Here is a 12659-nt window from a genome sequence, read left to right on the forward strand (position 1 = left end):
GCGTGGAGTCCGGGGCCGTCCTCGCGAGCCGATTCGTCGTCGAGCAGCAGGTTGCGGCCGGGGGGATGGGGACGGTCTATCGCGCCCACGATCGCCTCGACGCGCGCCACGTCGCCCTCAAGCTCCTGCACAGCCGCGAGGCCTTCGACGTCGAGCGCTTCGAGCGCGAGTCGCAGATCCTCGCCGAGCTGAGCCACCCCGGGATCGTGCGGTACGTCGCCCACGGCCGGACGGGCGCCGGGGACCACTACCTCGCCATGGAGTGGCTGGAGGGCGAGGACCTGGCGGCGTGCCTCGCGCGCCGGCAGCTCTCGCTCGCCGAGAGCCTCGGAGTGCTGCGCAGGACGGCGGACGCGCTCGCCTTCGCGCACTCGCGCGGGATCATCCACCGCGACGTCAAGCCGAGCAACATCTTCCTCGTCGCCGGCGACGTCGCTCAGCTCAAGCTCGTCGACTTCGGGATCGCGCGGCCCGACGGAGAGTCGCGGCGGCTGACCTACACCGGCGGGATCCTCGGGACGCCGGGGTACATCGCGCCCGAGCAGATCGAGAGCGGGAGCTCCCTCGACGCGCGCGCGGACGTGTTCTCGCTGGCGTGCGTGTTCTACGAGTGCATCGCGGGCCGCCCGGCCTTCGAGGGGGCGCACGTCATGGCCGCGCTCGCCAAGCTCCTGTTCCAGCAGACGCCGAAGCTGCGCGACGTCCGTGCGGACGTGCCGGAGCCGCTGGAGCAGCTCATCGACCGGATGATGGCGAAGAACCCCGAGGAGCGGCCGCGCGACTGCGGCGAGGTCGGGGTGCAGCTCGCGCAGCTGGCGGAGGCGCTCGACGCCTGGGCGACGCCGCGGCCCGCCACGCTGGCGTCGCCGCGCGACGCGACGATGCGCTCGGCGCGGCCCCCGGGCTTCCTCACGCGCAGCGAGCAGCGCCTCGTGTCGCTCGTGCTCGCCGGCGAGCCGGACGACGTCGAGATGAGCGTGGCGGCGGCCGGCGGCGTCCCGAGCGCCTCGGACGTCTCGAGCGTGCTGCAGGAGATCTCGAGCGAGGGCCCGGGCTCCTCGGTGCCTCGCTCGGAGGTGCGCGCCGCGGTGGAGCCGTACGGCGCGCACATCACCGAGATCTCGCGCGGGTCGCTCATCGCGATCCTCGCCGGCGCCGGCAGCGCCGTGGACCGGGCGGAGCGGGCGACGCGGTGCGCGCTCGCCCTGCGCGCGCGGTTCCCGGGCATCCCGCTCGCCGTCGCGACGGGGCGCGGGGTGTCGTCGGCGAAGCTCATCGAGGGCGACGTGATCGACCGGGGGGTGCGCGCCCTGCGGGCGGCGCAGGGCGGCGTCGTCCGGCTCGACGACGTCACCGCCAGCGTCGTCGGCGGCCGGCTCAAAATCGACACGGACGAGAAGGGGCCGTTCCTCGCGAGCGAGACGGCGGCCGACGAGAGCACCCCCGTCCTGCTCGGCAAGCCGAGCGTCTGGGTCGGCCGCAGCCGCGAGCTGTCCATGCTGGAGGGCGTGTTCTCCGGCTGCGTGAGCGAGTCGCTGGCGAGCGCGGTCCTGGTGATCGGCCCGGCCGGCGCCGGCAAGTCGCGGCTCCGCCTGGAGTTCCTCACCCGGGTGCGGCGCCAGTTCGGGACGGTGGAGATCCTCGCCGGCCGGGCCGAGTCGGTGGCCGCGGGGTCGCCGTTCGGCCTCATCGCGGACGCGATCCGCAAGTCGGCGGGGATGCGCGAGGGCGAGCCGGTGGAGGCCCGGCGGCGCAAGCTGAAGCGGCGGCTCGGGCGCCACCTGAGCGGCGACGCGCTGAACCGGGTCGCGGCGTTCCTGGGCGAGCTCACGCGGACGCCGTTCCCCGACGGCGAGACGAGCGGGCTGCGCGCGGCGCGCGAGAACGCGATGCTGATGGCCGACGCGACGCGCGCGGCGTGGGAGGACTGGCTCGCCGCCGAGTGCGCGGCGCAGCCGGTGCTGCTCGTGCTCGAGGACCTGCAGTGGGGCGACCCGGCGACCGTGCGCCTCATCGACCAGACGCTGCGGAACCTCCGGGATCTGCCGCTCACGCTGCTCGCGCTGGCCCGACCCGAGGTCACCAAGCAGTTCCCCGGCCTGTGGACGGATCGCGAGGTGCAGACGATCAAGCTCGGGCCGCTGCCCGCCAAGGCGAGCGAGCGGATGGTGCGCAGCGCGCTCGGCGAGGACACGCCCGCCGAGATCGTGGCCCGGGTCGTGGAGCGGGCCGACGGCAACCCGTTCTACCTGGAGGAGCTCATCCGCGCGGTCGCGGACGGCAAGGGGGACGTGCTGCCCGACTCGGTGCTGGGCACGGTCGAGGCGCGGCTCGACGCCGAGGGGCACGAGGCGAAGCGGGTGCTGCGGGCGGCGAGCATCTTCGGCGATCGGTTCTCGAAGCTCGCGGTTGCGGCGCTGCTCGGCGGCGCCTCGCGCGTGAAGGAGACCGAGACGTGGCTCGACGCGCTGGCGGCGCGCGAGCTCATCGCGCCGGCCCAGACGCCGGGGTGGCTCATCCCGACCGACTACGTCTTCCGCCACGCGATCGTGCGCGAGGCCGCGTACGCGATGCTGACGGAGCCGGACCGCGCCCTCGGCCACAAGCTGGCCGGCGAGTGGCTCGAGCGGAGCGGGCACACCGACGCGATGGCGATGGCGGAGCACTTCCGGCTCGGCGGCGAGCCGGCGCGCGCGGTGAAGTGGTACCGGCGGGCCGCGGAGCAGGCGCTGGAGGCGAACGATCTCGCGAGCGCGCTCGCGCGCGCCGAGATGGGCGTGCGGTGCGGGGCGGCCGACGAGGAGCTCGGGCGGCTGCGGCTCGTGGAGGCCGAGATCAGCCTGTGGCAGCAGGAGACGGCGCTCGCCGTGCAGCGCGGCACCGAGGCGGCGAGCCTCGTCCGGATCGGCAGCTCGGCGTGGTTCCGCGCCATCGGGCAGGTGATCGTCGCGGAGGGGAAGCTCGGCCACTTCGATCGGGTCGAGGCCTGGACGACGCGGGTGGCCGAGGCGGCGGGCGCGATGAGCGCCCGGATCATGTGCCTGTGCGAGGGCGCGACGTACCTGGTCTTCGGCGGCCGTTACGCGGCGGCCGACCGGCTGATCCAGATGCTCGAGGCGGTCGCGAGCGAGCCCGCCGGGCTCGAGCCGCAGGCGGTGGGGCTCTACCAGCAGGCGCGCGCGTTCCGGGCGCAGACGAAGGGCGACATCGGGGCGGCGCTGAGCGGGCTCACGGCGGCGCTCGCGGCGTTCGAGCAGGCCGGCGATCGCCGAAACGCCTGCACGGTGCGCGAGAACCTGGGCTTTTTGTACGGCGAGCTCGGCGACTTCGAGGTGGCGGAGTCGGCGCTCCGCACGGCGCTCGCGGCGGCGCAGCGCATGGGCCTCGACGACCTGGAGACGGCGGCGCTCCAGAACCTCGGCTACGTCATCGCTCACCTCGGGCAACTGGAGGAGGCGAAGCTCCTCGAGCAGCGCGCGGCGGCGGCGTTCCAGCAGCAGGGCGACCGGCGGATGGAGGGCGTGACGCTGACGTACCTCGCGAAGATCCTGCTGCTCTCGGGCGACCCGGCGGGCGCCGAGCGCGAGGCGCGCGCGGCGGTCGAGGCGCTGACGGTGGTGCCGCCGCTGCGCGCCGCCGCGGTCGCGGTGCTCTCGCGCGCGCTGCTCGCGCAAGGCCGGAAGGACGAGGCGCTGCCGGCCGCGCGCGAGGCGTTCGCGCAGCTCGAGGAGGCGGGCTCGCTCGAGGAGGGCGAGGCGCTGGTGCGGCTCGCGTACGCCGAGGCGCTGGCCGCCGCCGGCGCCGAGCGGGAGGCGGCGGAGGCGCTCGCCGCCGCGCGCGAGCACCTGCTCAGCCGCGCGGAGAAGATCAGCGATCCGAGCTTCCGCGAGCGCTTCTTGACGTGCGTGCCCGACAACGCGAGGACGCTGGCGCTCGCCGGGTGACGGGTCAGGGGGCCTCGCCCCCGGCCGCGCGCAGCGCGGCGGGCGCGCCGGCGGGCTCGCGCCGCTCGCCGTCCCCGGCCGCTTGCGGGCTCGTCCGGGAGCTCAGGAGGCGGAGGGCCTCGCGGTAGCCGTCGACGGTCCCGACCTCGACGTACGCGTGCCCGGCGGGGACGCCGAGCGCCACGCCCCCGCGGGCGATGTACTCGTTGACGAGGGGGCCGATGTGCTCGTCGCGCCGGCCCCGCTCGCACCAGAGCCCGTAGAGCTCCTGGAGCACGGCGCCGGTCAGCTTGAAGGCGCCCCAGATCCAGCGCGACGCGGCGTCGCGGCGCCTCGCCTGGATCTCGACGATGCGCCCATGGCCGTCGGTGACGACGGCTTCGAAGCGCCCCGGGCGGTCGAACGGGAAGAGGAGGAACGAGAGCGCCTGAGCCACGAGCGCGGACAGCCCGTCTTCGGGGAACCAGAGCGCGTCCGGGAGGCCGACGAACACGAGATCGTCGGGCGCGATGAGCGGGAGCGCGCGGAAGACCGCGTCGCAGAGGCCAGCCGGACGCGGCTGGACGGCGTACGACAGGCTCGCCTGCCCGATGGCGGCGCCGTAGTACTCGAGGAGCTCCGACCTGCCTGGCGAGACGACGAAGCAGATCCGGGTCGCGCCGGCGCGCAGCATGCGCTCGACGAGGTGCTCGCTCGCGGCGCGGGGCTGCACGGCGCCCTGCTCGAGCCGGCTGCCGATCGGGAGGAGCTCGCTCGAGAAGGCGAGCGGCTGAATCCCGGGCTCCCGGCCGGCAGCCGGGATGAGCCCCCACACGGTGGCCTGTCGTCCTCTCACGCGCGCACCCCCGCCGAGAGCGGCCCGCCGCGCGGCGCGGCGGAGCGGCGGTGAGGGGCGGCGCAGCGCTGGATCACGGGCGCGCCGCGCTCGAGATCGCGGCGCCCTCGCTTCGATGAAGCGATGTAGTCCATGTCGAGGAAATCACGTTCATGTCCGGGATTGACACGCGCGGCGCGGTGAGCGGCGTGACGTACGTTGTGCTGCGCGGGGGCGGCGCGGCGGCGCTCCACGGTGAGCGCGGGAGCGAGACCCCGCGGCGACGAGGCGAGCTCACTGCCTTGGGACGAGCGTATACCGAGCTCCAGGTTCACCATCTTCAATGCTCGCTCCGGCGAGCGCGAGCGACGCTTGCTTGTGGGCATTTTGTTCAACCAATTCAAATGGTTGTGCGATCCTTGCGCCGTGGAGACGCCGCTCGCCGCGCGATCGAGGCGGCGCCGCGTGACTGGGTGGCGGACGCCGATGCGCGGGGCGTGTGAATCGGAGTTCAACATCGTACCTGCGGACCTCGAGATCAAGTCGAGCGCGAGACCCGCTTTGTCAAGTTGAGCCCGGATCGCGGCTATCGATTCGTGATGGACTCATGACATGTCAAGCCGATCGCGATCCATCCTTGTCAAGCCGGCGCGGGGCTCGCGCGGCGCGCGCTCGCGCGAGCGAGTGGCAATCGCCTCAGGATTGACGCTCTCACAACGCGCGATCCCGGACAGGAAAGTTGGCAGTCTCTACAGTGAATGCCCGAGATGGCATCAGGCACGGACGTAGCGAGCGGTGGTGTGACGACCCGCGTCAGGTTTCTGTCACGACGGCAGGCGACGACCCCGCGCGGGTGGCCGCATGGAACACATCGACCGCCGAGGTGCTCACGCGGGCAACGTCGGCCGATCCACGGCGGGCTCTGCGGCTTCGCGCTCGGCGATGGCGGCGGCGTGGCGGCGCAGCCGGTCGGCCATCACGTTCGGGATGCGCTCCGCGGCCAGGAGCGCGGCCGAGAGCGCGCTCCGCGCGGCGGCGAGCCGGCCGCGGCGCAGCGCGGTGACCGCGCGGATCTCGAGCACCTCGATGTGCTCCTGGCCGACCGAGCTCTGCGCCGAGCGCTCCACGAGCGCGTCCCACGCGGCGTCGCTCCCGTCCCGCGTCGCCAGGTCGATCATCGCGCAGAGCACCTCCTCCGAGGGGACCATCAGCGCGTCGACGCGCCCCTCGGCGCGCGCTTGCTCCTGCATCTCGCGCATCCGCTCGAACAGCGCGCGGGCCTCGGCGTGCTCGCCGCAATAGAAGAGGAAGCGCGTCTTGAGGAGCAGGGCGACCGGCCGGCACATCCCGCAGAAGCGGTGCTGCTCGATCTCCAGCGCGCGCTCGATGTGCGGCTTCGCCGCCGCGAGGTCGTCCATGAGGTAGAGGTACTCGCCGAGGTTGTACTCGCCGATCCGCTCGAGCCCGCTCTGGCCGAGCTCGCGCGCGAGCGAGAGCACCCGCTCGAGGTCGGCGATCATCCGGGCCTTGTCGCCGCGGCACGCCCAGAGGAGCGCGCGGTTGTTCGTCACCGAGCCGAGGTGCAGCGTGTCGTGGTGCGCCTCGCAGAGCGCGATCGCCTGGCCGAGCGCCTCCTCGGCGTCGTCGAGGCGGCCGAGCCCCTGGAGGACGAAGCCGAGCATGAGCAGCGAGATGACCCGCGTCTCGTAGCCGTCGGCCCCGAGCGAGGCGGAGTCGGCCGCCGCCCGCTCGAGCGCGGCGGCCGCCTCCTCCTCCCGGCTGAAGCGGTGGAGCGAGCGCCCGACGCCGAGCGCGAGGCGCGCGGCCAGCGCCGGCGACAGCGCGAGCCCCTCGGCGAGCGCGCGCGCCTCCTCGACGCGCTCCTCGGAGCTCTTGAACTCGTCCATCCAGTCGAGCGCCGTGGCCTCGTCGAGGAGGATGTCGATCTGCGCCGGGACGTCGCCCCGCGCGCGCGCGATGGTCCGCGCGCTGGCGAAATCGGCGAGCGCGTCGTGGTAGCGGCCGAGGCGGTAGCGCATGAGGCCGCGGCCCCGGTGCGCGGCCGCGCGGTCGGGGCGCGCGCGGCCCGGCGCGCCGGGCGCATGGCCCGGCGGGGCCCCGGCGCTCGGGGCCGTCGGCTCGATCGGCTGCTCCAGCGCGCGGCTGTAGAACGACTCCGCGTCGAGGTAGGCGTGCCGGGAGCGCGCGCGCTCGGCCAGGGTGAGGTAGGCGGCCTCGGCGACCTCGCCGAGCCCCGCCTGGGCCGCGTGGTACGCGAACGGGAGCAGGCGCGCGTCCTTGAGGTGGGGCGCGTCGCGCTCGCCCTCGTCTTCGTCGGCGGCGTCGCGGTGCAGCTTGAAGGCCGCGAGGTGGACGCGCCGGCGGAGCGCCTCGGGCGCGCCGCGGGCCACCGAATCGCGGACCAGCGCGTGGCGGAAGCCGATGCGGCCTCGGCGATCCTGGACGAGCAGGCCCGCGGCGAGCAGCCGCTTCACGGCCACCTCGCCGTCGAGCGGGAGGTCGTCCGCCTCGCCGTGCTCGTCGAGCCGCTTCAGCACGCCGGCCACCTCGGCGACGGCGACGTCGGGGCCGAGGAGCGCGATGAGGCGCGCGTGCGCCTGCAGCGCGGGCGGGAGCGCGTCGATCTCGCCGAGCGCGAGCCAGTCGAGGAGCGGCATGTCCGGCAGGCGATCGAGCTCGTCCGTCGCGAGGTACCAGGCGTCGCCCCGCGGGTGCCGGCGCACGATGCCCTCGCGCTTGAGGCCGCGCACGAGCTCGATGAGCAGGAGCGGGACGCCCTGCGCGCGCTCGACGAGGTGCGCGAGCGCGGGCTCGGGCACGTCCTCGGCGGGCAGGAGCAGCCGCCGGCAGAGGGCGATCGCGCTCTCGCGATCGAGCGCCTCGAGGCGGTAGGTCTCGCGGCGCGCGGCGCGCTCGCCCCAGTCGGGGCGCGCGCTCTCGAAGCTCGGCCGGCCGAAGGCGCAGATGAAGAGCCGCGCATGCGCCTCGGCGAGCGCCGCGTACTCGAGCGCGGCGAGCGCCGCGTCGTCCGCCGCGTGCGCGTCGTCGAGCACCACGAAGAGCGGCGTCCTCCGCGACCGCCGGCGGAGCGCCTCGCCGGCCGCCACGGTGAGCGCGGCGCGGAGCGCGCCGGGCGCCGCGGAGAGCGCGCGGAGCTCCGGGTAGCGCTCCTCGGCGAGCGCGCCGTCGCTGATCCAGCCGAGCGCGAGCGCCACGGCGGCCCCGAGCCGCTCCTGCGCGGCGCCGAGGCGGCGCCGGAGGAGCTCGCTGCCGCCGTCGGCGGGCGGGGACGACGGCAGCGCGAGCGCCTGCTGGAGGATCTCCCGGACGACGCGGTCGGCCCCGCCGGCCACCGGCTCGCCGGTGCGGAGCTCGATTACCTCGGCGCGGCCGTCGATTTCGCGCAGCCGCTGCACGAGGGCGCCGGCGAGGCGGCTCTTGCCGTGGCCGGCCACGCCGATGACGCTGGCGATGGTGGGCGTCGCGTTCGCCGCGGCGTCGCGCGCGCCGGCGACGAGCGCGTCGAGGACGTCGTTCCGGCCGAAGAGCGGCTGGGAGCCGGTGTCGAACGCGGTGTCGGCGTCGGGCCGGGCGGAGGTCGGCCCGGGCCGAACGGAGGACGGCCCGGGCGGGGGGAGGGAGTCGCCCGCGGGCTGCGCGCCGCCGTCGCCGAGCGCCTCCACGGCGGCCGGCGACAGGGTGAGCCCCGGGGGGCGGTCCGGCGCGAAGCGATCCTCCCGGTGGAAGAGCGGGCTCAGGAACCGGCGTGAGCCGTCGGGCCGCGGCTGGACGGACACGGACGCGAGGTCGAGCAGCCCGCGGGCGAGGACGCGCTGCTGCTCGAGCTCTCGGCCGGCGTGCATCGCGCGGCGCAGCGGGCTCGCGCCGTCCGCGTGGTCGAAGACGGCGACGAAGCGGTTGCCGGCGGCGTGCGCGAGCTCGCCGCCGAGCGCGCCGAGCCTCCGCTGGAGGGCCACGACGTCGAGCTCGGCCTCGAAGAAGAGGAGCGCGACCGCGCGCCGCTCGACGCGGCGGGCGCTCGGCGGCGGCTCCGTGGTGAGGCGCCGGAGGCGCGAGGGGCGGCGCTCCTGGGCGCGCTCGAAGGTCTCCAGGGCGGCGCCGAGCGCCGCGGCGGTCTCGAAGCGCTGATTCCTGTCCTTGGCGAGGCACCGGAGCACGATCTCCTCGAGCGACCCGGAGATCGGCGCGATCGAGGAGGGGCGCGGGGGGCGGCGGCTCAGGTGATCCTGCCGCACCAGGGCGGGAGGGCCCCAGAACGGCGGTTTGCCGGTGAGGAGCTCGAACAGCACGACGCCGAGCGCATACACGTCCGCGCGCACGTCGATGTCGCCGTGGCCGTCGCACTGCTCGGGCGCCATGTACTCGGCGGTGCCGGGCGCCTCGCTCTCGGCGGTGATGCGGAGCGACGGGTCGCGGTGCCCCGCCGCGAGGCCGAGATCGATGATGGTGGCGCGGTGCCCGCCGTCCCGGGCGGCGGCGGACAGGGGCGCGCCGGGATGGATGAAGATGTTCTCGGGCTTGATGTCGCGGTGCACGTAGCCGCGCGCGTGCACCGCCTCGAGCGCCCGGAGCGCGGCGCGGACGAGGGAGCACGCCGCGCGCGCCGGCACCGGGCCGGCGACGCCGGAGGCGACCATGCGGTCGGCGAGCGTCGGGCCGTCGAGGTAATCCATGACGAAGTACGGCAGCCCGGAGGGGAGCTGGCCGCACGCGTGGACGGCGGGCACGTGGGGCGGGCCGATGTCGTGGAGGGCCCGCATCTCCTCGACGAGGCGGACGCCGGCGTCGGGGCGGTCTTCGCGCGCGACCTTGATCGCCACGGTCGGACCGCCGCCCTCCGGCTCGGCCGCGAACACGGCCCCGAACCCGCCCGCGCCGGCGAGGCGGACGTCGCGGTAGCCCGCGATGCTGGGCGGCGGCGCCTCGCGGGGCCAGCCGGTGCTGGCGTCGTCCGCGCCGCCCGGGGCGCCGGGCTCCGGACCGGCGTGCCGCAGCGCCGGGCCGTGCTGCGGGCACCCGGGGTCCGCGCGCGCGACCCGCCTGCCGCATTCCCTGCACCGCGCGGCGAGCCCACCCGCGTGGGCGCCGCGTCCGTCTCGACGAACATCGGGCGACATGGGGGCCTCAGGGCAGGAACGTCGTAATCACCGCGGACGACGACTCGCCTCGATCGTTGGTGCAGCTCGGGCGATAGCCGCTGGCGGCGTGGAGCGGGCCGCACACGAGATCGCATGAGCCCACGATGTGAATGTTCGGGCATTCCCGGACGCCGCCCTCCGGGTCGGGGAGCCCCGTAGCGCAGTCCCTGCTGTGGTCGCGCGACCTCTCGGCGTTGGACTCGTTGTAGCAGGCATAGAAGCGGGGGGCGCTCGTGAACAGGTCGCCCCAGAACGCGCCCTCCTCCCTCGGAAAGGACGCCATCTCGCTCCGGTCCGGGTACCTGAGGGCCTGATGCGTCCCGCGCGACGAGATCATCACCGAGACGCCAGCCCGGTTTGCGCGCGAGGCCACGCAGGCCGAGACCCACTGCCTCCGGGAGGCGCTCAGCGGCTCGTCGGCCCAGCTCGGGGCGAGGCCGAGGTGCCCCCAGTAGACCTCGTCGTGCGGCTCGTCGAGCTCGTCGCGCCACGAGAAGCGGAGCGACTGCGACGTGCTGAGCGCGCAGCTGACAATGTATTGAAGGAGCTGCCTGGACATCGCGCCGAGCTCCCCTGGGTCGGTGATGGCGGAGAAGGCGGTCGGCGCCAGGCTGCTCCCCTCGAGTCTGTTCGGGGCGAGCGCGTTGGGGTTGAGGGCGTTGGGGTTGAGGGCGTTGGGGTTGAGGGCGTTGGGGTTGAGGGCGTTGTGATTGCGGAGCGCACTTGAGGCTGCCTCGACCGACCCCGACTCCACAGGAAATCCGTCGCTGCCACCGCAGCAGGGCAGCAATGCGACCAACGAAAGCGTGCGCAGGTGCCGCGCGTGAATTCGCCCTTTCATCAGTTCCCTCCCCCGTTCCGCCAGCAGATGGAATAGGCTACCGTCGGGACAACGATGGATTTACTGTACCACCAGGTGAAGCGACGTGTAGCGACAACACGATCGTCACGTGCTGGTAAAAACGTCGCTCGGGTGAGCCCTTAGTCGTATCGGGGGGGTTATGACATTGGATGGGTTGGCGACGCGCGATAACGAGACGAGGGCGTTTTCCCTAGAGGAGAGGTCGTTCTCCCGAGGAGAGCTCCCGTGCGGCGCGCGCGCGGGCAATTACAGTGTTGTGGCGCCCATCGCCCGGGGCGGATGTGGCGCTGTGTACGAGGCGAGACATCTCCAGACGGGCGCGCGCGTGGCGATGAAGGTGCTGCACGGGACGCTCGCCGCCTCGCCGAAGATGGTGAAGCGCTTCCTGCGCGAGATCGAGGTGGTGAGGCTGCTCAACCACCCTGGCATCGTCGACATTCATGACGCCGGCGAGCTCCCGGACGGCCGGCCGTTTTACGTGATGGAGCACCTCGACGGGCTGACGCTCGACGTGCTCCTCCGGCAGGAGGGGAGGCTCTCGCCGGAGCGGGCGCTCGAGCTGCTCGAGCCGGTCTGTTCGGCGCTCGACGCGGCGCACGCCGCCGGCATCATCCACCGCGACGTGAAGGGCAGCAACATCTTCGTCTCGCGGGGCGTGCCGCGCGCGGTCAAGCTCCTCGATTTCGGGATCGCCAAGCTGATGGAGCCCGAGGAGGGGGCGAGCGGCTTCACCACGGCGGGGAGGGCGCCAGGCACGCTCACGATCATGGCGCCCGAGCAGATCCTCGGCGGCCCCCTCGACGCGCGCGTCGACGTGTACGCGCTCGGCGTCCTGCTCCACCGGCTCCTCACGGGCAAGCTCCCGTTCTACTCGCCGGACGCGGCCGAGCTGCTCCGGCAGCACCTGGAGGAGCCGCCGCCGCGCCCGAGCCGGCGGACCCCGCTGCCGCCCGCGCTCGACGCGATCGTCCTGCGCTGCCTGGAGAAGCAGCCGGAGCACCGCTACCCGTCGGTGAAGAGCTTCCTCTGCGCGCTCCGTGAGGCCGTGGGCGAGCCGACGTCGGGGCGGAGCAGCACGCCGGAGCTCGAGACGGACGCGATCGCGGTGTACCTCGACCTGCGGCTGCGCACCGACGCCGACGATCTCGACGACGCGCTCGCCGAGGAGCTCGGCCTCGTGCTGGACCTCGCGGAGGAGCGCCTCCGCGACGCCGGGCTCACGCTGGTGTCGGTGACCGGCGGCGAGATCCTCGCCGCGCGCTTGCTCTCCTGCGACGCCGGCGAGGCGGTGCGGGAGCGCGCGGCGGTGATCGCGATCGCCGCCGCGCTGCACGAGGAGATCGCGCAGAGGAGCCGCCCGGACGCGCGCGTGCACCCGAACCTGTGCCTGCACGTCGGGCGGGTCGTGGTGCGCTGGATGCCCCACCCGGAGATCATCGGCGGCGACCTGGCGCGGGTCGGCGCGTGGGCGCCGGCCGAGCCGGTGCACGGGCTCTGCGCGACCGAGGAGGCGATCCGGGGAGTCGACGGACTCGAGCTCTCCGCCGGACCGGGCCGCCTCGCGCTGATCGGAGAGCCCTCGGCGCAGTGCTCCTCGCCGGCGCCGACCTTGCGCAGCCGCGCGATCTGAGGCGCCGGGGCGCGCGGCCCTCGCCGCGCGCCGCGCTACGCCCGCCGCGCCGCGCCCGCCGCGCCACGTCCGAAGCCCGGCCCCCTGCGAGGTGCGATGTCAGGGAAGCGACGGGCGCGCGCTCGGCGTGGACCCCCTGGCGGACTCGGGATCTCCCGGAGTCGATATGACGACGCAAAAACGATCAAGAGGCGATTGCCGCCCGACGATAGATGCCATTATAAAGGCG

Annotated in this window: 5 protein-coding genes; 2 read left to right on the forward strand and 3 right to left on the reverse strand. The window is 74.4% G+C overall.

Annotated elements, in window-relative coordinates; all coding sequences use genetic code 11:
* Window positions 1–2 precede the first annotated feature (2 nt).
* Entirely contained in the window at window positions 3–3944 is a 3942-nt protein-coding gene (locus tag WME98_RS21040) for a protein kinase domain-containing protein (protein ID WP_437952898.1), read from the forward strand.
* Between the two features lie 4 nt (window positions 3945–3948).
* Here the strand turns inward: WME98_RS21040 and WME98_RS21045 are convergent, their stop codons facing one another.
* The 3 genes from WME98_RS21045 to WME98_RS21055 form a co-directional block, all read right to left on the reverse strand.
* Window positions 3949–4758, reverse strand: coding sequence for a sugar phosphate nucleotidyltransferase (locus WME98_RS21045; RefSeq protein WP_437954014.1), 810 nt, complete (start codon window positions 4756–4758; stop codon window positions 3949–3951).
* An 887-nt stretch (window positions 4759–5645) separates the two neighbouring features.
* Window positions 5646–9917, reverse strand: coding sequence for a serine/threonine-protein kinase (locus WME98_RS21050; RefSeq protein WP_437952899.1), 4272 nt, complete (start codon window positions 9915–9917; stop codon window positions 5646–5648).
* A 7-nt stretch (window positions 9918–9924) separates the two neighbouring features.
* Window positions 9925–10692: a hypothetical protein gene (locus WME98_RS21055; protein WP_437952900.1), complete on the reverse strand. Its 768-nt coding sequence runs from the start codon at window positions 10690–10692 to the stop codon at window positions 9925–9927.
* Between the two features lie 397 nt (window positions 10693–11089).
* On the opposite strand from WME98_RS21055, the gene WME98_RS21060 reads away from it, so the two are divergent.
* Complete coding sequence (locus tag WME98_RS21060; protein ID WP_437952901.1) at window positions 11090–12430, forward strand: serine/threonine-protein kinase; 1341 nt, start codon at window positions 11090–11092, stop codon at window positions 12428–12430.
* Window positions 12431–12659 lie beyond the last annotated feature (229 nt).

Origin of the sequence: Sorangium sp. So ce296, from assembly GCF_051529605.1 — a bacterium.
In the GTDB taxonomy this organism is placed as follows: domain Bacteria; phylum Myxococcota_A; class Polyangia; order Polyangiales; family Polyangiaceae; genus Sorangium; species Sorangium cellulosum_D.

Excerpts from the sequence above, each read along its gene's own strand:
- WME98_RS21050 (WP_437952899.1), bottom strand. The coding sequence starts at position 9,917 with ATGTCGCCCGATGTTCGTCGAGACGGACGCGGCGCCCACGCGGGTGGG.